This is a genomic window from Streptosporangium sp. NPDC006013 (assembly GCF_040614275.1).
Lineage (GTDB): Bacteria > Actinomycetota > Actinomycetes > Streptosporangiales > Streptosporangiaceae > Streptosporangium.
The window spans coordinates 1-20911 of record NZ_JBEXUE010000086.1 but is presented as its reverse complement, the minus strand read 5'-3'; the positions used below and the strand labels follow the sequence as shown (position 1 = coordinate 20911).

20 protein-coding genes are annotated in these 20911 nt (G+C 72.1%); 14 read left to right on the top strand and 6 right to left on the bottom strand.

Annotation, left to right across the window (positions count from 1 at the left end; all coding sequences use genetic code 11):
- The first annotated feature begins 70 nt into the window (after positions 1-70).
- The gene (thiI, locus tag ABZ260_RS15980; RefSeq protein ID WP_350924371.1) at positions 71-1273 is read left to right on the top strand and encodes a tRNA uracil 4-sulfurtransferase ThiI; all 1203 of its coding nucleotides are present in this window, start codon (positions 71-73) and stop codon (positions 1271-1273) included.
- Between the two features lie 59 nt (positions 1274-1332).
- On the opposite strand, the gene aroF is transcribed toward thiI, so the two are convergent.
- Positions 1333-2370, bottom strand: a complete 1038-nt coding sequence (gene aroF / locus ABZ260_RS15975; protein WP_355617468.1) for a 3-deoxy-7-phosphoheptulonate synthase — start codon at positions 2368-2370, stop codon at positions 1333-1335.
- Positions 2371-2712: 342 nt separating this feature from the next.
- On the opposite strand from aroF, the gene ABZ260_RS15970 reads away from it, so the two are divergent.
- The 3 genes from ABZ260_RS15970 to ABZ260_RS15960 all read left to right on the top strand — a co-directional run bounded on the left by ABZ260_RS15970 (position 2713) and on the right by ABZ260_RS15960 (position 5441).
- Positions 2713-3333 carry a molybdopterin-dependent oxidoreductase gene (locus tag ABZ260_RS15970; protein WP_355617465.1) on the top strand — a complete coding sequence of 207 codons (621 nt, stop codon included), beginning with the start codon at positions 2713-2715 and terminating at the stop codon, positions 3331-3333.
- Between the two features lie 59 nt (positions 3334-3392).
- Positions 3393-4583, top strand: coding sequence for a histidine kinase (locus tag ABZ260_RS15965; protein ID WP_355617462.1), 1191 nt, complete (start codon positions 3393-3395; stop codon positions 4581-4583).
- A 66-nt stretch (positions 4584-4649) separates the two neighbouring features.
- The gene (locus ABZ260_RS15960) at positions 4650-5441 is read left to right on the top strand and encodes a LytTR family DNA-binding domain-containing protein (RefSeq protein WP_355617459.1); all 792 of its coding nucleotides are present in this window, start codon (positions 4650-4652) and stop codon (positions 5439-5441) included.
- 574 nt (positions 5442-6015) lie between these two features.
- Here the strand turns inward: ABZ260_RS15960 and ABZ260_RS15955 are convergent.
- Positions 6016-6864 (bottom strand): deoxyribonuclease IV, encoded by an 849-nt coding sequence (locus ABZ260_RS15955; protein WP_355617456.1) that lies wholly within the window; start codon positions 6862-6864, stop codon positions 6016-6018.
- A gap of 256 nt (positions 6865-7120) precedes the next feature.
- On the opposite strand from ABZ260_RS15955, the gene uraD reads away from it, so the two are divergent.
- From uraD to alc, 9 genes are all read left to right on the top strand, one after another.
- Positions 7121-7675, top strand: coding sequence for a 2-oxo-4-hydroxy-4-carboxy-5-ureidoimidazoline decarboxylase (gene uraD, locus ABZ260_RS15950; protein ID WP_355617453.1), 555 nt, complete (start codon positions 7121-7123; stop codon positions 7673-7675).
- Positions 7672-7983 (top strand): hydroxyisourate hydrolase, encoded by a 312-nt coding sequence (gene uraH, locus ABZ260_RS15945; protein ID WP_355617450.1) that lies wholly within the window; start codon positions 7672-7674, stop codon positions 7981-7983. Before uraD ends, uraH begins: the two co-directional genes overlap by 4 nt.
- 1 nt (position 7984) lies before the next feature.
- Positions 7985-8911, top strand: coding sequence for a factor-independent urate hydroxylase (gene pucL, locus ABZ260_RS15940; RefSeq protein WP_355617447.1), 927 nt, complete (start codon positions 7985-7987; stop codon positions 8909-8911).
- A gap of 5 nt (positions 8912-8916) precedes the next feature.
- Entirely contained in the window at positions 8917-9792 is an 876-nt protein-coding gene (locus tag ABZ260_RS15935; RefSeq protein WP_355617486.1) for an FAD binding domain-containing protein, read from the top strand.
- The gene (locus ABZ260_RS15930) at positions 9792-10298 is read left to right on the top strand and encodes a (2Fe-2S)-binding protein (protein WP_355617444.1); all 507 of its coding nucleotides are present in this window, start codon (positions 9792-9794) and stop codon (positions 10296-10298) included. Before ABZ260_RS15935 ends, ABZ260_RS15930 begins: the two co-directional genes overlap by 1 nt.
- On the top strand, positions 10295-11680 hold the full coding sequence (locus ABZ260_RS15925) for an 8-oxoguanine deaminase (RefSeq protein WP_355617441.1): 1386 nt from the start codon (positions 10295-10297) through the stop codon (positions 11678-11680). Before ABZ260_RS15930 ends, ABZ260_RS15925 begins: the two co-directional genes overlap by 4 nt.
- Positions 11681-11812: 132 nt before the next feature.
- The gene (locus ABZ260_RS15920) at positions 11813-13039 is read left to right on the top strand and encodes a glycerate kinase (protein ID WP_355617438.1); all 1227 of its coding nucleotides are present in this window, start codon (positions 11813-11815) and stop codon (positions 13037-13039) included.
- Between the two features lie 122 nt (positions 13040-13161).
- Positions 13162-14475 (top strand): allantoinase AllB, encoded by a 1314-nt coding sequence (gene allB, locus ABZ260_RS15915; protein WP_355617435.1) that lies wholly within the window; start codon positions 13162-13164, stop codon positions 14473-14475.
- A gap of 59 nt (positions 14476-14534) precedes the next feature.
- On the top strand, positions 14535-15488 hold the full coding sequence (gene alc, locus ABZ260_RS15910; protein WP_355617432.1) for an allantoicase: 954 nt from the start codon (positions 14535-14537) through the stop codon (positions 15486-15488).
- An 85-nt stretch (positions 15489-15573) separates the two neighbouring features.
- Here the strand turns inward: alc and pknB are convergent, their stop codons facing one another.
- The 4 genes from pknB to thiO form a co-directional block, all read right to left on the bottom strand.
- A complete protein-coding gene (pknB, locus tag ABZ260_RS15905; RefSeq protein ID WP_355617429.1) occupies positions 15574-17520 on the bottom strand; it encodes a Stk1 family PASTA domain-containing Ser/Thr kinase in 1947 nt (648 codons plus the stop codon).
- A gap of 75 nt (positions 17521-17595) precedes the next feature.
- Positions 17596-18354, bottom strand: a complete 759-nt coding sequence (locus tag ABZ260_RS15900; protein WP_355617426.1) for a thiazole synthase — start codon at positions 18352-18354, stop codon at positions 17596-17598.
- Between the two features lie 5 nt (positions 18355-18359).
- Positions 18360-18560, bottom strand: coding sequence for a sulfur carrier protein ThiS (gene thiS, locus ABZ260_RS15895; protein ID WP_030910039.1), 201 nt, complete (start codon positions 18558-18560; stop codon positions 18360-18362).
- Positions 18557-19693, bottom strand: coding sequence for a glycine oxidase ThiO (thiO, locus tag ABZ260_RS15890; protein ID WP_355617422.1), 1137 nt, complete (start codon positions 19691-19693; stop codon positions 18557-18559). Before thiO ends, thiS begins: the two co-directional genes overlap by 4 nt.
- Before the next feature lie 314 nt (positions 19694-20007).
- Here thiO and ABZ260_RS15885 point away from each other — a divergent pair, with 314 nt between their 5' ends.
- Positions 20008-20877 (top strand): NAD(P)/FAD-dependent oxidoreductase, encoded by an 870-nt coding sequence (locus ABZ260_RS15885; protein ID WP_355617419.1) that lies wholly within the window; start codon positions 20008-20010, stop codon positions 20875-20877.
- Positions 20878-20911 lie beyond the last annotated feature (34 nt).

Here is a 20911-nt window from a genome sequence, read left to right as displayed (position 1 = left end):
GCGAGAGACTTGACGAAGCCCTACCGCGAAGCCCCGCATATCCCCTCGAAGCTCCACCGGAGGTTGCACCATGACCATGTCCGCCTTGGGCGAGCCCTGCGTTCTGCTCAAACTGGGCGAGGTCGTCCTCAAGGGCAACAACCGTGAGCTCTTCGAGCGGAGGTTGCAGGCCAACATCAAGGCCGCGCTGAAGGATGTCGGCGTCAAGGTCGACGTCCGGCAGCGACACGGCGTCATCGCGCTCTTCCTACCGGACGGCACCGAGGTCGAGGTCGCGGACACGGTCGCCGAGCGTGTCTCGTACGTCCCCGGGCTGGTCTGGATCCACCGTGCCTGGCGGGTGGCCAAGGATCCCTCGGCGATCACCAAGGCCGCCATCGAGCTGCTGGCCGACCGCGACGACGTCAGGCGCGGCGTCTCCTTCGCGGTCCGCTCCCGCCGCCGCGACAAGCGCTTCCCGCTCACCTCGATGCAGCTGGACCGCTCGGTCGGCGGCGAGCTCAACGACATCTACGGACTGCCGGTCGACCTGAAGCGTCCCGAACTGGTGGTCTCCATCGAGGTCGACCGCGACGAGGCGTTCGTCTTCACCGGCGGGCTGCCGGGCCAGGGCGGGCTGCCGGTCGGCACCAGCGGCCGGGGCCTGGTCCTGATGTCCGGTGGCATCGACTCCCCGGTGGCCGCCTACCGGATGATGCGCCGTGGCCTGCGCGTCGACTTCCTGCACTTCTCCGGCATCCCGTTTACCACCTCCGAGTCCATCTACAAGGCGTACGCGCTGGTCAGGGCACTCGACAGGTTCCAGGGCGGGTCCCGGCTGTGGGTCGTCCCCTTCGGCAAGGCCCAGCAGTCCATCAAGGCCTCCGGTCAGGACCGCCTGGCGGTGATCACCCAGCGCCGTCTGATGCTGAAGACCGGCGAGGAGGTCGCCCGCCGCCTGCGCGCCGGTGCCCTGGTCACCGGCGACTCCCTGGGCCAGGTCTCCTCGCAGACCCTGCAGAACATCACCGCCCAGGACGACGCGGTCGACATGCCGATCCTGCGTCCGCTCATCGGCCTCGACAAGACCGAGATCATGGCCGAGGCCCGCCGCATCGGAACCCTGGCGATCTCCGAACTGCCGGACGAGGACTGCTGCTCGCTGCTGGCCCCCCGCCGCGCCGAGACCGCCGCGAAGGTCGCCGACCTGAAGAAGATCGAGCGTCGTCTGGACGCCGAGGAGCTCGCCGTCCAGCTCGCCGGATCCCTGCAGGAGTACCGGCTCGACGCCTGAGATCGGATCACCCGGCCCCGGGGGCGTACCCGGGACCGGGGCCGTGGCGAGCGGATGGGTCAGGCGGGGGCCAGGGCGTCGACGGCCGCGACCTTGCCCAGCAGCGGCGGGAACCGCTCCATCACCCGGGCCAGCTCGCCCAGGTCGCCGTCGACCAGTGCCTGGGGGCCGTCGCAGAGGGCCTGGTCGGGGCGCGGGTGGACATCGATGATCACGCCGTCGGCGCCGGCCGCGATGGCGGCGCGGGTGAGCGGCAGGACCAGGTCGCGATGGCCACCGGAGTGGGACGGGTCGACGATGACCGGCAGGTGCGACAGCCGCTGGGCGAGCGGCACCGCGGAGACGTCCAGGGTGTTGCGGGTGGCGGTCTCGAAGGTGCGGATGCCGCGCTCGCACAGCACGATGTCGAGGTTGCCGCGCTGGGCGATGTACTCGGCGGCCATCAGCCACTCCTCGATGGTGGCGCTCATCCCGCGCTTGAGCATCACCGGCTTGCCGGCGGCGCCGACGGCCTGGAGCAGCGCGAAGTTCTGCGCGTTGCGGGTGCCGACCTGGAGCATGTCGGCGTAGGAGGCCACCAGTTCCACGTCGGCCGCGTCGACGACCTCGGTGACGACCGGAAGCCCGGTCTGCTCGCGCACGTCGGCGAGGATGCGCAGGCCGGCCTCGCCGAGCCCCTGGAAGGCGTACGGGGAGGTACGGGGCTTGTAGGCGCCGCCGCGCAGCAGGGTGGCCCCGGCGGCAGCGGCCATCCGGGCGGCCTGAAGGGTCTGTTCGGGGGTCTCCACCGCGCACGGGCCGGCGATCAGGGTGACCGTGCCGGGACCGATCGGCACACCGCCGACGCGGATCGTGGACCGCTCGGGGTGGTTGTCGCGGCTCACCAGCTTGTACGGCGCGCTCACCCGCATCACGTCGGCCACCCCGGTCATGCCTCGCAGGTCGAGGGTGGTGAACTGGGCGACATCGCCGACCAGGCCGATGATCGTACGGCTCACGCCCCGGCTGACGAACGCCTCGCCGCCCGCCGTGCCGATGACCTCCACGATCGCCTCGACGTCCTGCCCCGTGGCGCCGGGTCCCATGACGATGACCATGTCTCTCCCTCTTCGACGGCTCCGGCCGGTCCGACCGGCTCCGAGGTCTGTGGTGTGTTCGATGAAGGCCGGGAAAAGCAGAAGGCCCCGAGTCCGAAACCGGACCCGGGGCCTTCTGTTCGCCAGGCTGTCAGCGCAGCATCTGGTGGCGAACGGTCCGACTCACGGGTCCGTCGCCATAAAAAAACCAGAACGCTGTACGCATAGTGCGAAATGATAGCGCACGGTCAGAGCGCCCCTGTCCCGCCGGGCGAGAGAACGTTATTCGGTAGCCGCCGGAGCGCCGGGAAGTCCGCGATGGCAGGATTACCACGTGCCATAGGGGAAACGGCGGAGGGAGTGATGGTGGAGCAGTCCGAACCTTCGCGGGAGGAGCCTCGCCTGCCTCCGGGCCAGTACGTCCCCCGGGGCCGACCGGTGATCCACTACGGCCGGGTGCCCCGGTTCCGCCCGGAGACCTGGCAGCTGCACGTCATGGGGGCGACGGCCTCGGGTGAGCAGCACCGTTTCACCTGGCCCGAGTTCTCCGCGCTGCCGCGTACCACGGTGGTGGCCGACTTCCACTGCGTCACCAAGTTCTCGATCATGGGTAACGAGTGGGGCGGGGTGTCCGCGGCGACGCTGATGGAGGTCGCCCCGCCCGCGCCCGGTGTGAAGCACGTGATGATCTGGGGTGAGTACGGCTACAGCGCCAACGTGCGGATAGGCGACTTCGACCGCTCGCAGACGATGCTCGCGCTGGAGCTGGACGAGAAGCCCATCGCCCTGGAACGCGGGTTCCCGGTGCGGATGATCGTCCCGCACCTGTACGCGTGGAAGAGCGTCAAGTGGGTGCGCGCCGTGGAGTACCTGCTGGAGGACAGGCGCGGCTTCTGGGAGGAGCGCGGCTATCACAACATCGCCGACCCCTGGCGCGAGCAGCGCTACTCCTATCAGGAGGAAGCGGGCGAAGGTCCGCCCTGATCGGTCCGTGATCGGCGTTCGCCCCCGATCTCCGGGGTGGGTTGACTACGGTTTTCCGCATGTCGACCACGGGCTGGGTGCTGCTCTGCGCCTTCAGCGCCCTTCTCGGACTCGTCCTTCCCCGCCCGCGCCGGCGGCCCCCGGACCGGCAGGGTGGTCCGACGGACGAGGCCACCTTCCTGACACTGCACATCGCGGCGATGGCGGCTCCCTCGCTGCGGTCCGGGCTCACCCACGAGTCCGCCCGTAAGGCGGTCCGCCACCTGCGCACCCTGCTGGGCACCAGTGCCGTCGCGGTCGCCGACAGCGGTGGCCTGCTCGCCTGGGACGGCGCGGCGGGCTGCCACCGCGACCACGCGTCCGAGCACGCCAGGACCGTACTGGCCTCGGCGCGCCCGCACGTGGTGACCGGGGACGAACCGGCCTGCGACACACCGGGCTGTGCCACCGGGGGCGGGGTCGTCGTGCCGCTCACCGTCGACGGGCGGGTGGTCGGGACGCTCGCCGCGTATGACGCCGTGGTGAGCGTGGCACTGGTGCGGACCGTCACCGAGGTCGCCAGATGGGTCTCGGGGCAGCTGGAGCTGGCAGAGGTCGACTCCTCGCGGCGGCGGACGATGGAGGCGGAGATGCGGGCGCTGCGCGCCCAGATGTCTCCGCACTTCGTCTACAACGCGCTGACCACCATCGCCTCGTTCGTCCGCACCGACCCCGAGCGGGCGCGGGAGCTGCTGGTGGAGTTCGCCGACTTCAACCGGTACGCGCTGCGCCGGGCACGCGACTTCACCACCCTCGCCGAGGAACTGCACTGCGTGGACCGCTACCTGCTCCTGGAACGTGCCAGGTTCGGCGACCGGCTCCGGTTCACCCTCAGGGTCGCGCCGGAGGTGCTGTCGGTCTCCGTCCCGTTCCTCTGCCTGCAGCCGCTGGTGGAGAACGCGGTCAAGCACGGCGTGGCCGCCGCGGGGCGTCGTGGAGAGGTGCGGGTGGTGGTCAGTGACGCCGGAGCCGAGGCTCACATCAGCGTGCAGGACGACGGCCTGGGCATGTCCCCCGAGCGGGCCAGGGGGCTCCTCGACGGCTCCGCGCCGCCGGGAGAGGAGGGCGGGATCGGGCTGGCGGGTGTCGACGTGCGCTTCCGCCAGATCTACGGCGAGAACTACGGTCTGGTCGTGGAGAGCGCCCCGGACGCGGGCACGACGGTGCGGCTCCGCGTTCCCAAGCTCCACCCCGCCAATAGCTATTTGTAGTCAAACCATTACCTGAAGTTGCCATGAGGCTTGCGGCGAGTGTGGTTCAGAGGGCAGCGTGGGGTCATGTTGCGAGTCCTGGCCGTTGACGACGAGGTCCCCGCCCTTGAGGAGATCGCCTATCTCCTCCGCCAGGACCCCCGTATCGAGCACGTCTCCACGGCCGCGGGCGGGGTCACCGCGCTCCAGGACATGGTCCAGATGATCGGCGCGGGCGAGCGGCTGGACGGGGTGTTCCTCGACATCCGGATGCCGGGCCTGGACGGCCTCGACCTGGCCAGGCTCATCGCGGGGTTTCCCAACCCGCCCCGGCTGGTCTTCGTCACCGCCCACGAGGAGTGCGCGGTGCAGGCCTTCGAGCTGGAGGCGGTCGACTACCTGCTCAAGCCGGTCAGGGCCGACCGGCTGGCCGAGGCGGTACGGCGCCTGGAGTCCATGATTCCGGCTGCGGCCGACCCCGTGCTGGAGGACGTCATCCCGGTCGAGCTCGCGGGGCGGACGCGGTTCGTGCCCCAGCAGGCCGTCTGGTTCGCCGAGGCGCAGGGCGACTACGTCCGGCTTCACACCGGCGAGGGCAGCTACCTGGTCCGCATGTCGCTGGCCGCTCTGGAGCGGCGCTGGGCGGGGTCGGGGTTCATCCGGGTGCACCGCAGCACGCTGGTCTCGGTGCGGCACGTGAGCGAGCTGCGTTTCGACGGCGGCAGGGTGATGCTCCGGGTGGGCAACGAGACGCTTCCGGTCAGTCGCCGGCACGCCCGCGAGGTCCGCGAACGGCTGGTCCGCCAGTTCCGTGACCGCCCGGCCGTCCCCGGTGTGGTCCGGGCCAGGCCCCTGCCCTCCGCGGCCGCCCTGCGGTAGCCACGGCACGCTCTCCGCGGGCCCCCGCGCGGTGATTCGCGCCCGTGCGGGCCTCCGGCCTGCCGTTCCGCGGTCGCCGTCCCCTTCGCGCCTCTCCGCGCGCCGACCGGCCCCGCGCCTTCCGCGCGCCGTTCCACGGCCGTACGGCTCATCGGCGTTTCCCCGGCACGGGCGGGTCCCAGGGGTCCCACGAGCCCCCGATCGACCGTTCGTCGCCCGCCGTGAGCCGTTCGTCGCGTCGGTGCTCTCCGCACATCGACAACTACTGACCGTTAATCGCGCTGGCGGGAAAGCGCCGCTCGCTCGTCTGGACGCGCCTCTAGTGTTCCCTCATCGGAGAGCGAGACCCGCCGGATCAGGGGGGGACAGGGCCGTAAGGCTCGCACAGGACCTGATGCGCGGACACGGGGTGACCGCCGGCATCCGGCCACCGGGTCCTTGACCGGAAGGGGGAGGGGTCGCCGCTCTCCGATACGACGGGACGCCCGCGTTAGCCAGCGGGCCGGACCGTGATCCGGCCACACGGGGGCGGCCGGATCACGAGGACGGGCGTCCCGTCCGACCTTCCGGCAGGTCAGGAGCTCACCCGGTCGCGGAGCTTCTTGAGCGCCTCGATGTCCTCGCGGTGCTTCTCGGCGCCGCCCGGTGTCTCGATGCAGAACGGCACCCCGGCCATCACGGGATGGCTCAGCATGTCGGCGAAGGGTTCGGCGCCGATGTGGCCGGAGCCGATGTTCTCGTGCCGGTCCTTCCTGGAGTCGCACACGTCCTTGGAGTCGTTGGCGTGGACCAGCTTGAGCCGCCCGGGGGCGATCGCGTGCAGGGCCTCCAGAGTCTCCTTGACGCCCTCGGAGGTCGACAGGTCGTGCCCGGCGGCGAAGGCGTGGCAGGTGTCGAAGCAGACCCCCGCCTTGGGGTGCCAGTCGAGGGCCGCCAGGTAGGGCTCCAGGTCCTGGACCGTCGCGCAGAGCACCGCGCCCTGCCCGGCCATCGGCTCCAGCAGCAGGTCGGGCCCGTCGTCGGGGATCTCATCCAGGAGCGGCAGGAGATGTTCACGCAGCTGGCGCAGCGCCTCGTCGCGGGACTGGCTCACCGCCGACCCCGTGTGGACGACCACTCCCTTCGCGCCGATCGCGTGGCCGCGCAGCAGGTTGTGCCGTACGGTGGCCACCGACTTCTCCAGCGTCTCCGCGCTGGGCGAGCCCATGTTGACCAGGTAGGGCGCGTGCACGAAGGAGAGCACGCCCGACTCGAGGAGCTTGGCGTCCTGGGCGGGGTCACCTACGGCGAGCGCCCAGCCGCGAGGGTTGGTGACGAACACCTGGATCATCTCGGCACCGATGTCGGAGGCGTAGCGCAGCCCGCCCTTGGCGAGACCGCCGGTGACGGAGACGTGTCCGCCGATGGAGGAGAGAGAAGTCATGGTGACCTCAGTTTAGGCGGCGCCCTCGGCGCTTCACAGCCGACAGGCCGCCCACCTGACCTGCTCTTCCCGCACTCTGGGGCGAGGTGACCGGTGAGGGGCGCCGGCGGTGCGCTCAGCCGCGTCTCCCAAGGAGAACCGAGCGCCGGGTACCAGCAGGTTTGGAGTATGTTGCGGAAATCTGCGGCGAACCCTTGGCATAGTTTGGGGTGCTTGTCGCTGGACTGTACGCGCCGGTGGTGTGTGTACTGCTCCCATGTCTAACGTGCACTCCGCGCCGCAGGTCGCGGGGCTGACCGCCTTCAACGCGCTGGGTACCGAGGAGGCCGAGGCCGAACTGCTGGCCTGCTGCGCCTGCCGGGACTTCGCCGCGCGGGTGGCGGCGTCGCGCCCCTACCGTGACCTCGACAGGCTGGCCGAGGTCGCGGAGGCCACCGTGCGGAGCCTGGACTGGTCCGGCGTACGCGAGGCGCTGGCAGCCCACCCCAGGATCGGCGAGCCACCACGCGAGGGCGGCCCGGTGGCCGGTCGTTCCGGAAGGGAGGCGGCCTGGTCCCGCCGCGAGCAGTCGGGGGTCGCGGCGGCGGGGCGGGAGGTCCTGGACCGGCTGACGGAGGGCAACCGCGCCTACGAGCGGCGGTTCGGCCACGTCTACCTGATCTGCGCCACGGGCCTGTCGGCCGAGGAGATGCTGGCCCGCCTCACCGAGCGGCTCGGCAACGACGAGGACACCGAGCGGGACGTGGTCAGGGCCGAGCTCGCGAAGATCGCCCGTCTGCGGCTGGCGAAGCTCCTGGGGGCGGCCACATGAGCCTGTCCACGCATGTGCTCGACGCCGCCCTGGGCAGGCCGGCGGCGGGTGTCACGGTACGCCTGGAGCGGGACGGCGAGGTGCTCGCCGAGGGCGTCACCGACGCCGACGGGCGGATCGCGGGATGGACCTGCGGGGCGGGCGCCCACCGGCTGGTCTTCGAGACCGGGGACTACTTCGCCGCCCGCGCGGTGGACGCCTTCTACCCGCGGGTCTCGATCGACTTCACGGTGGCGGACCCGGGGGAGCACCACCACGTGCCCCTGCTGCTCAGCCCGTTCGCCTACTCGACGTATCGAGGGAGCTAGCATGCCCGTCGTTCTCGGACCCAACCGCTACGGCAAGGCGGAGACCCGCCTGGTCCGTGTCGTCAGGGACGGTGACGTCCACCACATCAAGGACGTCACCGTCGGCTCGGCACTCTCCGGCGACATGGAGGCGGTCCACCTCACCGGCGACAACGTCGCGGTCCTGCCGACCGACACGCAGAAGAACACCGTGTACGCCTTCGCCAGGAAGCACGGTGTCGCCCAGATCGAGGACTTCGCGATCCTGCTGGCCCGTCACTACGTGGACTCCCAGCCCACGGTCCACCACGCCCGGGTGGAGATCGAGGAGTACTTCTGGGACCGGATCCCGGTGAACGGCGACTCCGCCCCGGGAACCGGGCACTCCTTCGTTCGCTCCGGCAGGGAGACGCGCACCTGCGTCGTCCACCACGACCGGGACGGCACCACCACCGTGGTCTCCGGGCTGAGGGACCTGGTGGTGCTCAACTCGACGGGGTCGGAGTTCTCCGGCTTCGCCCAGGACGAGTACACCACCCTGAAACCCACCAGGGACCGCGTCCTGGCCACCGAGGTCTCGGCCCGCTGGCGGCACCTGCCAGGCGTGCCCCCGCACGGGGACTCCTCCGGGGACTCCTTGGCGGATTCCCACTACGGGGAGTCCTACGACGAGGTGCGCCGCTGCCTGCTCGGCGCGTTCGCCGAGACCTACAGCCTGTCGCTGCAGCAGACGCTCTACGCGATGGGCGAGCGGGTGCTGAACACCCGGAAGGAGGTCTGCGAGGTGCGCCTGGCGATGCCGAACAAGCACCACTTCCTGGTGGACCTCACCCCCTTCGGGCTGGACAACCCTAATGAGGTGTTCTACGCCGCCGACCGTCCCTACGGGCTGATCGAGGGCAGCGTGCTCCGCGACGACACCCCCGACGCCCGCTTCGCCTGGGAGTGATGACCGTGGATTTCCTGCGACCCGCCACCTGGGCGGAGGCGCTGGCCGCCAAGGCGGACCGGCCGGAGGTGGCACCCATACAGGGCGGCACCGACATGATGGTCGAGCTCAACTTCGACGTGCGAAGGCCCGCCGGGCTGCTCGACCTGAACCGGATCGCCGAGCTCGCGACCTGGAGTGAGGAGGCGGACGGCAGGCTCAGGGTCGGTGCGGGCGTGTCGTACGCCCGGCTGATCGCCGAGCTGGGCGACCGGCTGCCGGGTCTCGCCCAGGCCTCCCGTACCGTCGGCTCGCCGCAGATCCGCAACCGGGGCACGGTGGGAGGCAATCTCGGCGCGGCCTCGCCCGCGGGGGACAGTCACCCGCCGCTGCTCGCGGGGGACGCGGTCATCGAGGTCGCCTCCGCCGCCCGGGGCGTGCGGATGATCCCGGCCACGGCCTTCTACCTCGGGGTCAAGCGCAGCGCGCTGGAACCCGACGAGCTGATCAGGGCGTTCTGGATGGGCCCGGCGAGCGGCCCGCAGTACTTCTCCAAGGTCGGTACCCGCAACGCCATGGTGATCGCGGTCTGCTCGTTCGCGATCGCGCTCCATCCCGCGGAGCGCCGGGTCGGCACCGGCATCGGCTCGGCCGCCCCGACCCCCCGGCGCGCCGTCGCGGCCGAGGAGTTCCTGGCCGCCGAACTCGACTGGGAGGCGCGGCTCGACCCCGCGCTGCTCGGGCGCTTCGGTGAGCTGGCCGCCGAGGCCGCCTCGCCGATCGACGACGTGCGCGGCACCGCCGACTACCGGCGTCACGCCATCGCGGTGATGGCGCGGCGCACCCTGACCTGGGCGTGGAACGACCTGCGCTCCGGGCGCTTCGAGAGGAGGGCAGGCTGATGCGCGTCACCTTCACGGTCAACGGCCGCAGCGAGACCGCCGACGACGTCTGGGAGGGCGAGAGCCTCCTGTACGTCCTGCGCGAACGGGTGGGCCTGCCGGGTTCCAAGAACGCGTGCGAGCAGGGCGAGTGCGGCTCCTGCACCGTCTACCTCGACGGGGTGCCCGTCTGCGCGTGCCTGGTCGCGGCCGGGCAGGCCGAGGGCCGCGTGGTCCGCACCATTGAGGGACTCGCCGACGGCGACCGGCTCGACCCGGTCCAGGAGGCGTTCGTCGAGTGCGGAGCCGTCCAGTGCGGGTTCTGCACCCCCGGCCTCGTTGTCCAGGCCCACGACCTGATCGAGCGGATCCCGCGCCCGTCCGACGCCGAGATCCGCGAGGCCCTGGCGGGCAACCTGTGCCGGTGCACCGGCTACGAGAAGATCCTCGACGCCGTACGCCTCGCCGCGGCCCGCAAGGCCGGTACGGGTCGGGGGCCGCGCGGCGAGGAGAAGGAGTCCCGTTGAGCGCCATCCTGATCGAGAACGTGCACATCGCCCCGGTGGTGGGCCCGGAGATCCCCTCGGGACACATCCACGTCGAGGGTGACCGGATCGTGGCCCTCGGCGCGGGTCCCGCCCCGGTGGTACCGGGTGCGGTCAGGATCGACGGCACCGGCTGCCTGGCCACCCCCGGTCTGGTCAACACCCACCACCACCTCTACCAGTGGGCCTCCCAGGGGCTCGCCCAGGACGCCACGCTGTTCGAGTGGCTGACGGCGCTCTACCAGGTGTGGGCCGCCATGGACGCCGAGGTGGTGAAGGGCGCGGCGGGCGCGGGGCTGGGCTATCTGGCCCTGTCCGGCTGCACCACCTCCAGCGACCATCACTACATCTTCCCGAAGGGGCGAGGGGATCTGTTCGCCGCGGAGATCGAGGCGGCCCGGGAGGTCGGGCTCCGCTTCCACCCCGCCCGGGGCTCGATGGACCGGGGGAGGTCGCAGGGCGGCCTGCCGCCGGACGTGGTGGTCGAACGGCTCGACGAGATCCTCGACGCCACGGCCGAGGCCGTCGACACCTACCACGACCCGTCCTTCTCCTCCAGGCTCCGTGTCGCGGTCGCCCCCTGCTCGCCGTTCTCCGTCAGTGCCGACCTGATGACCGAGGCCGCCGCGCTGGCCAGGTCCAAGGGGGTACGGCTGCACACGCACCTCGCCGAGACCCTCGACGAGGAGGAGCACTGCCTGCGGCAGGTCGGGCAGCGCCCGGTCGACTACATGGAGAAGCTCGGCTGGCTCGGCCCGGACGTGTGGTTCGCCCACGCCGTCCACCTGAGCGACGACGACATCGACGTCTTCGCCCAGACCGGTACCGGCTCCGCGCACTGCCCGAGCTCCAACGGCCGCCTCGGCGCCGGCATCGCCCGCGTCTCCGAGATGCTGCGCAGGGGCGCGAACGTCGGCCTGGGGGTGGACGGCAGCGCCTCGGCCGAGCTCACCTCGCTCTCCGGCGAGATGCGCCAGGCCCTGCTGTTCCAACGGGCCAGGTACGGGCCCACCGCGCTCACCGCCCGCCAGGCCCTGGAGATCGCCACCCTGGGCGGGGCGAGGAACCTGGGCCGGCAGGAGGAGCTCGGCTCGCTGGAGGTGGGAAAGCTCGCCGACATCGCCCTCTGGCGTACCGGGGCCTTCGCCTCCGCGGTCGCCGACCCGGTCTGCGCCCTGGTCTTCGGCACCCGGCAGCCACCGCTGGCCCGGCTGCTGGTGGGCGGCGAGACCGTCGTCGAGGACGACGAGCTGCGCACCGTCGCCCAGGACGGACTCGGCCGCGCCGGTGGCGAGGCCCACCGCCGCCTCATGCGGCTGGCCGCCGAGCAGGGCTTCACCGCGGGCCAGGAGGTCGGCGGATGAGGACCGGGTGTCGGGGGCGCTCAGCGGTGGATGTGATGATTGTTCTCCGTTTCACCGGGGTCAGGCATTCGCTCCCCACCGGCTCGCACGGGCGGGGGGTGCGTGCCGCCCATCCGCCATTAGGGAGCAGGGTTGTCTGAGTCGTCGGGACATGTAGTGATCGCCCCGGACAAGTTCAAGGGCTCGCTGACCGGTGCCGAGGTCGCCGCGCGGATCGCCGCGGGTCTCGGGCCCGGCGTCGCCACGGTCGCGCTGCCGGTGGCCGACGGCGGTGACGGCACCGTGGACGCGGTCGTGGCCTGCGGGTTCACCCGGGTCGAGGTCGAGGTCACCGGCCCCGTCGGTGAGCCGGTCCTCGCCTCCTATGCCTGGCGCGACGCCCTCGGGGAAGGAGACGTGGCCACCGCGGTCGTTGAGCTGGCCGAGGCGTCGGGGCTGCGGCGGTTGCCGGCCGCCTCGGGGCCGGTCGCCCCGGCGGCGGGCTCGCTCGCGCACGAGGGCGTCGAGACGGCACCCCTCACCGCGACCAGCCACGGTACCGGCGAGCTGATCGCCCACGCGGTACGGCGCGGGGCCCGGCGGATCGTGCTCGGTCTCGGCGGCAGCGCCTGCACCGACGGGGGTGCGGGCATGATGCGGGCGCTCGGCGTCCGCTTCCTGGACGCCGAAGGGCGGGAGCTCCCGTTCGGTGGAGCCGCCCTCGGCGACCTGGCGAAAATCGATAAATCCGGCCTTATCAAGACTGATGATGTCGAGTTCGTCGTCGCGGGCGACGTGGACAACCCGCTGCTCGGTCCGCACGGGGCCGCCGCCGTGTACGGGCCGCAGAAGGGCGCGAGCCCCGACGAGGTGAGGCTGCTCGACGCCGCCCTCGCCCGGCTGGCCGCCGTCGCCGCGCACACCCACGGCCTGGTCGGGGCCGCCGAGCACGACGGCGTCGTCCGTTCGATGGGCGTGGCCGGGCAGCCGGGCGCCGGTGCCGCCGGGGGAGTGGGCTTCGCCGCGCTGGCCTTCCTGGCCGCCGAGTTCCGGCCCGGCATCGAATACCTCCTCGACCTGCTCGGATTCCACGACAGCCTGGAGGGCGCGCGCCTCGTCGTCACCGGTGAGGGCTCGCTCGACGAGCAGACGCTGCGCGGCAAGGCGCCCGCGGGGGTCGCGAGCGCCGCGGCCAAGGCGGGAGTCCCCGTGGTCGTGGTCTGCGGGCGCCGGGCCCTCGGCGACGAGGAGCTGAGCGCGGCGGGCATCACGGCCGCCTACACGCTCACCGACATCGAGCCCGACCCGGCCGTGTGCATGTCGCAGGCGGGCCCGCTGCTCGAACGGCTCGCGCGCACGGTCGCCGAGAGGCACCTTTGAGCGCCGTTCCGGCGCCGTCCGGGCGCGGCGGGAAGGGGACGCGGGGCCGATGAGCGTGAGCGGGGTACGGGCGCCCAGGCCGGCGCGTTCCGCGGCGAGAAGCGGGCAGGAACGGAGAGCCGATGAGTGCGAGGGCTGAGGACGTGCTGGATCTGGTCATCCGGTCCCGCCGGGCCGTGCTGCCCGGGAAGGAGGGACCGGCGGCCGTCGCGGTAAGGGACGGGAAGATCGTCGGGGTGCATGCCCACGACGCCGAGCTGAACGCCGCCGAGCAGGTCGACCTCGGCGGCGTCGCGCTGCTGCCGGGCCTCGTCGACACCCATGTGCACGTCAACGAGCCCGGCAGGACCCACTGGGAGGGGTTCGCCTCCGCCACCCGGGCCGCCGCGGCGGGCGGGGTGACCACCATCGTGGACATGCCGCTCAACTCGCTGCCGCCGACCGTGAACGCGGACGCCCTGGCGGTGAAGAGGAGCGCCGCGGACGGGCAGTGCGCGGTGGACGTCGCCTTCTGGGGCGGCGCGATCCCCGGTAACGTCGCGGACCTGAGGGCGCTGCACGAGGCGGGGGTGCGCGGGTTCAAGTGCTTCCTGTCCCCGTCGGGGGTGGAGGAGTTCCCGCCGCTGGACACGGACGGGCTGCGGGCGGCCATGGTGGAGATCGCCTCCTTTGACGGCCTGCTGGTCGTGCACGCCGAGGATCCCGCGCTGCTCGCGGACCCGGTGGGACCGCGGTACCCGGAGTTCCTCGACTCCCGCCCCGGGGAGGCCGAGCGCCGTGCCGTCGAGCGGGTCGCCGCGCTGGCCGCGGAGACCGGGGTGCGGGCGCACATCCTGCACGTGTCGTCCGCGCTCTGCCTGGAACCGCTGGCCAGGGCCAGGCAGGAGGGGATCAGGCTCACCGCGGAGACCTGCCCGCACTACCTCACGCTGGTGGCCGAGGAGGTGCCCGAGGGCGCCACCCAGTTCAAGTGCTGCCCGCCGATCCGTGCCTCGGCCAACCGCGACGAGCTCTGGCGCGGGCTCGCCGACGGGGTGCTCGGCTGCGTCGTCTCCGACCACTCGCCCTCCACCCCCGACCTGAAGGTGCCCGACTTCGCCGCCGCCTGGGGTGGTATCTCCTCCCTCCAGCTCGGCCTGACCGCGGTCTGGACCGAGGCGGCGCGGCGCGGGCACGGCCTGGGCGACGTCGTGCGCTGGATGGCCACCCACCCGGCCGAACTGGCCGGGCTGCGCGGCAAGGGCGCCATCGTCGAGGGCGCCGACGCGGACCTGGTCGCCTTCGACGCCGACGCCGTCCAGACCGTGGACGTCGCCAGGCTGCACCACAGGAACCCGGTCACGCCCTATCACGGCAGGACGCTCACCGGCGCGGTCCGCACGACCTGGCTGCGCGGCCGGGCCGTGCGGAAGGACTTCAGGGGCGTCCTGCTTTAGCGCTCCCGCGGCACGATCCGGCGGCCAGGATTCCGCTCCTCCTGAGAAAGGTTCTCTCCTTGATCGAGTTCACCGCACTGCCCGACCTCGCCCTGCGCGCCCTCGGTGGCTCGGTGATCGCGGCCAACGACGAGTCCTTCGCGGAGAAGGAGAGTCTCATCAGGCCTGGGCGCCCCGGCTTCCGCCCGCACACCTTCGGCGCCAAGGGCCAGGTCTACGACGGCTGGGAGACCCGCAGGCGGCGCGAGCCCGGCCACGACTGGGCCCTGGTCAGGCTCGGCATGCCCGGGGTGGTCCGGGGTGTCGTGATCGACACCGCCTGGTTCAAGGGAAACTACCCGCCGCACGCCTCCGTCGAGGCGTGCGAGGCCGAGGGCTATCCGACGGTCGCCGAACTGGAGACGGCCGACTGGGTGGAGATCGTGCCCATGAGCGACCTCAAGGGGGACGCCGAGCACTTCTTCGAGGTGTCCGGAGAGCACCGCTACACCCATGTGCGGCTGAACATGTTCCCCGACGGGGGCGTCGCCAGGCTGCGGGTGCACGGCGAGATCAGGCCCGACCTGTCGGTCTACGAGGGACTCGGCCTGGACCTGGCCGCGCTGGAGAACGGCGCGCTCGTCACCGCCTGCTCCAACGAGTTCTACTCCTCGCCCAACAACGCCATCTCCCCGGGCCTCGCCCGCCACCAGGCCGAGGGCTGGGAGACCGCCCGCCGCCGCGACGGCGGCAACGACTGGCTGGTCATCCGTCTGGCGGGGCCCGGGATCGTCAGGCTCGCCGAGATCGACACCACCAACCTGGTGTTCAACGCTCCCGCCGAGGTCTCCGTCACCGGCAGCGCGGACGGCGCCACCTGGTTCCCGCTGCTGCCCAGGACCCGCCTGCTGCCCGACACCCGGCACCGTTTCCGCATCACCGACGCGCCCGAGGCCGCGTACGCCAGGGTGGACATCCACCCCGACGGCGGTCTCGCCAGGATCCGCCTGCACGGCTTCCTGGCCGAGGGCTGAGCACCCGGAGGTTCGTCCCGTGCCCGGCTGCCGGTACCGGCCGGAGCACGGGGATCCGTCTCGCCGAGCCCGCCAGGCCAAGCCGTCAGTACCAGATGGTGACCTCGGTGCCGGCCGGGACCGTCTGGCCGCCCGGCGGGGTCTGGGCCAGCACCCTGCCCTTGCCCAGGGTCCGCCTCAGCTTCACCGTGACCCCCGCGGCGCGCAGCTCGTCGCGCGCCGCCCTGAAATCCTTGAAGACGATGTTCGGGATCACCACGACGTTGCCGCCGTCGCCGGGAGGCTGCTCGCCGTTGTTCTCCCAGGGCCAGTGCCATTCGCCGGCGCACTGCGAAAGGGTCAGCCGGACCACGGCGCCCTTGTCGACCTCGGCCTTGGGCTGGGGGTCCTGGGCGATGACCGTGCACGGCTGGGCGGCGTCGGTCTGCTCGACGAACTCGGGAGCGAATCCCGCCCCGCGCAGCACCCCGTCCGCCTGGTCGCGGGGCATGCCCCGGACATCCGGCATGATCAGGCCCGCGCTCACGACCAGATCGACCTTGCTGCCCTCCTTGACCGGGTTTCCCACGGCGGGGACGGTCCGCATCACCTGGTCACGCGGCACGGTCTCGCTGGGCTGCCTCCTGACCTTGCCGACGACCAGTGAGGCCTCCGCCAGCCTGCTCCTGGCCTGGGGTTCGGTCATGCCCACCACGTTGGGCACCGCGACCCGCTTGGGGCCGGCCGAGGCGATCAGGATCAGCTTGCTGCCCGGCTCGGCCTCGGTGCCCGCCACGGGATCGGTGCGGAGCACGTTGCCCTTGGGCACCTTCTCGTCGTGCTCGGCCTCGCCCTCCTCGACGGTGAAGCCGCGCTGTCTGGCCTCGCTGGTGGCGACCGTGATGTTCTTGCCCACCAGGGTGGAGGGCACCACGATGGTGGTGTTCTGCGAGAACAGCCAGCCGGTCACCCCCACCGCGATCACCATGACCACGGCCAGCGCGAGCAGGAACCAGCGGGCGCCGGACATCTTGCGCGTCGTGGAAACGGGCGGTGGCTGGTCGCCCACCGGGCCGGTGGGCAACTCGACGCGGGGCTGGATCAGCGTGTGATTGGCCGGTACGGCCGGTGTGGGCGGCGCGGACACGACGGTCTCGTGGGCGTGCGGTGGCCCGACGGGGACGGACGGCACCGGGCCGCTCTCCCTGGGCAGCATCCGGTGCGCGTCGACGGCGGCGACCAGCAGCGCGGTGGCGTCCGCGGGACGGTTCGCGGGATCGCGGGCCGTCGCCCTGGCCACCAGGGTGTCGAGCAGCGGGGAAGAGCCGGGGAGCAGCGCGGAGGGTACGGGCACCGTGTCGTGTACGTGCCGGTAGGCCACCGACATCGGGGTGTCGCCCTCGTACGGCTGGCGGCCGGTCAGGAGCTCGAACAGCATGATGCCGGCCGCGTAGACGTCGCTGCGGGCGTCGGCGGCCCCCGAGGTGACCTGCTCGGGGGACATGTAGCCGATGGTGCCGATCATGACGCCGGTGCGCGTCTGGTTGGTCGCCTCGATCGCGCGGGCCAGGCCGAAGTCCACCACCTTGACCCGGCCGTCGTCGGCGAGCAGCACGTTCTCCGGTTTGACGTCCCGGTGGACCAGGCCCGACTGGTGGGCGGCGCCCAGCGCGGCGAGCACCGGGATCATGACTTCCAGTGCCTCGCGGGCGGGCAGCCTGCCACGGTCGCGGAGCACGTCGCGCAGGGTCCGGCCCGGCACGTACTCCATCGAGAGGTAGACGTTGTCGCCATCCGTGCCCTGGTCGAAGACGTGTACCACGTTGGGGTGCGACAGGCTCGCCACCGACTTGGCCTCGCCGATGAACCGCCGTACGAAGGCGGGGTCCTCGGCGAGCGAGCGGTGCATCACCTTCACGGCGACAGTGCGGTCGAGCCGGATGTCCAGGGCCAGATAGACGGTCGCCATTCCGCCCCGGGCGATCCGGGACTCAACGCGGTAACGCCCGTCGAGGAGTTTCCCGACCAGGGGGTCCGTAAGCGTCGTGTCCACGTGGCCGAGTTTACGGGCGATTTGACGCCGACAGGGTCCCTGAATCCCAAACCGATGCCGAGACGTGGTCGTTTTCTATCGATGAAGAGGGGAGGAGGCCTCCGCGTAGCGACGCCGGGGTATCCGCCCGGCCAGGCGCGCCGTCCGGCCCGCCGCGACGGCCGAGCGCATGGCCTGCGCCATCAGCTCCGGACGCTGCGCCCGGGTGACCGCGGTGGCCAGCAGAACCGCGTCACAGCCCAGCTCCATGGCCAGTGCCGCGTCGCTGGCCGTGCCGATCCCCGCGTCCAGGATCACCGGCACGCTCGCGAACTCCACGATCAGCTCGATGTTGTGCGGGTTGCGGATGCCGAGGCCGGAACCGATGGGCGCCCCCAGCGGCATCACCGCCGCGCAGCCCGCCTGCTCCAGCCTGCGTGCCAGCACGGGGTCGTCGCCGATGTAGGGCAGCACCACGAACCCGTCGGCGACCAGCCGCTCGGCGGCGTCGAAGGTCTCGATGGGGTCGGGCAGCAGGGTGCGCTCGTCGGCGATGACCTCAAGCTTCACCCAGTTCGTCTCCAGCGCCTCCCTGGCCAGCCTGGCGGTCAGCACGGCCTCCCCGGCGGTGAAGCACCCCGCGGTGTTCGGCAGCACCCTGATGTCGCGCCGGCGCAGCACGTCGAGCACCGATCCCCGCGCGGCCGGGTCGAGCCGCCGCATCGCGACGGTGGTCAGCTCGGTCCCCGAGGCGGCGAGCGCCGCATCCAGGATCTCCAGGGACGGGGCGCCCCCGGTGCCCATGATGAGACGGGAGGAGAACTTCTCGCCGCCGATGATCAGATCGTCCACCATGCCCCTCATCCTCCCTGAACCGCGGTGAGCACCTCGACCCTGTCGGCCTCCGCGAGCGCGGTGGCCTCCCAGGCGCCGCGCGAGACGACCTCGTCGTTCACCGCGACGGCCACCCCGCTCCGCATGCCGGTCAGCCGCTGCACGGCCTGCGCGACGGTCGCCCCGGCGGGCAACTCGTGCGCGGCGCCGTTGATGGTCACGTTCATGACAGCTCCTGCGGTGGGTGCTCCTGGAAGCGGAGGGGTGAGCAGATCGGGGAGAGCTCCGGGTCGGTCTCGCCCGAGCAGAGGTCGGCGGTGAGCGGGGCGAGCAGTACCCCGCCCCGGTGGTGCCCGGTGGCCATGTGCAGACCGGGCACGATCGTGGGACCGATCAGCGGCAGGTTGTCCGGGGTACCGGGGCGCAGTCCCGCGGTGACCTCGGCCACCTCCAGCTCGGTCACGCCGGGGACGAGCTCCCGCGCGTCGCGCAGCAACTCCCACAGCCCACCGGCGGTGACACGGGTGTCGAAGCCCATCTCCTCCTGCGTGGCGCCGAGGACGACCTCGCCGTCGCCGCGTGGCACCAGGTAGACGTTCGAGCCGTGCACGACCCCGCGCACGCATCGCCGCAGGATCGGCACGGGGGAGCGCAGCCGCATGATCTGGCCCTTGACCGGCCGCACCGGGGGCAGCGCCTCGGGCGGCATCCCCGGCAGGGAGCCCGACCAGGCGCCGGCGGCGAGGATCACCTGCTCGGCCCCGACACTCTCGCCGGTCGCCAGCCGTACCCCGGTGACCGCTCCGGCGGCCGTGAGCAGCCCGGCCACGCGGGCGCGCACCAGGGTGCCGCCCGCCCGCTCCAGGGCGGTGAGGAGCGCGGTGGTGACCTTCCTGGGGTCCACCCAGGCGTCGCCGCCCGCCAGCAGGCCGCCGCGGACCGCGGGGGCCAGCATGGGTTCCAGACGGCGGCACTCGCGGCCGGTGAGCCGCTCGGCGGGCAACCCCAGCTTGGCGACGAAGTCGGCGAGATCGTCCAGCGCGGCCAGATCGTCCGAGCCGAAGGCGACGTCGAGGGTGCCGTCGGTGCGGTGGTCGAGGTCGTGCCCGCTCGCGTCCGCCAGTTCGGCGGCGAAGGCGGGCCAGCGTTCCAGGGAGGCCAGGCCCAGTCGCAGCAACGGCTCCTCGGTGTAGGTGACCTCGCTGACCGGGGCCAGCATGCCCGCCGCCGCGTGCGAGGCGCCGGAGGCGGGCGCGGGGTCGGCCACCGCCACCCTCAGGCCCCGGCCGGCGGCACGCCAGGCCACCGACAGTCCGATCACCCCCCCGCCGACGACGAGGAGGTGGAAATGGTCCGCCATACGTACTCCGCTCCCTTCGCCGGCATGACCCGGATCAGGTTCGTGGCGGTCGAGGGCCCGCTCGCGGTCGCCTCCGGACCTCGCTCACCGGTGCCGTGCGGATCCGTTCCTCGCACACCACCTGGCTCGCGCCGGGTCCTTCGTCGCTCCGCGGCCCTCCTCTCAGCCCGGTGCGTTCCGGGCTCCCGCGCGTCTTCCCCCCAACCCTAAGGGGTCCGGCAACACGCTTAGAGCGTCAGATGTGAGGTAAATACCGTTTTCGTTATCAACGACCGTTGGTAGGAGTACGGTGCTGACGCTTATCGTCGGGAAGTGTGAATCATGTCGTGGTGGTAGGCGCCGGTCTGGCCGGCGTACGCAGCGTCGAGGCGTTACGGGCCCGCGGGTTCGGCGGCAGGATCACGCTGATCGGGGAGGAGCGGCACAGACCGTACGACCGTCCACCCCTGTCCAAGGGGGTGCTGCTCGGCGAGACCGACTCCACCGTCGTCGACTCCGACCTCGACGCGCTTGAGGTCGACTTCCGCGCGGGCGTCTCCGCCAAGGGGCTCCACCCCGGCGTGGTCGAGACCACCGAGGGCGAGCTGGCCTACGAGGGCCTGGTCATCGCCACCGGCGCGCGCCCGATCCGGCTGCGCGGGGACGGCCCACAGCACGTGGTGCGCACCATCGACGACGCGCTCCGGCTGCGTTCCCTGCTCGGCAGGGGGACGAGGGTCGCCGTGATCGGCGCGGGCTGGATCGGCGCCGAGGTGGCCACCGCCGCCCGCAAGGCGGGCTGCGCCGTGACCGTGATCGAGGCCGCCGACGTCCCGCTGTCCGCCGCGCTCGGCCAGGTCGGCGCGTACACCGCCGCCTGGTACGCGGAGGCCGGCGTCGACCTGCGCCTGGGCACCATGGTCGCCTCGGTCGACCAGGGGGGGCTCACCCTGGCGGACGGCTCCGCGGTCGAGGCCGACGTGGTCGTCACGGGCGTCGGCGTGCGGCCCGCGACCGAGTGGCTGGTCGGCTCCGGCATCCGGCTCGACAACGGCGTGGTCACCGACGAGCACCTGCGCACCTCGCTGCCCGGAGTGGTCGCCGTGGGCGACTGCGCGGCCTGGTGGTCGCGCCGCTACGGCGTGCGCCGGTCCGCAGCTGTTCGGCCTGGCGGACAAGGTCGGCGGGTTCAGCACCGAGGCTGATGTGTGCGGGCAGAAGGTGGCGGTGGACAGTGGC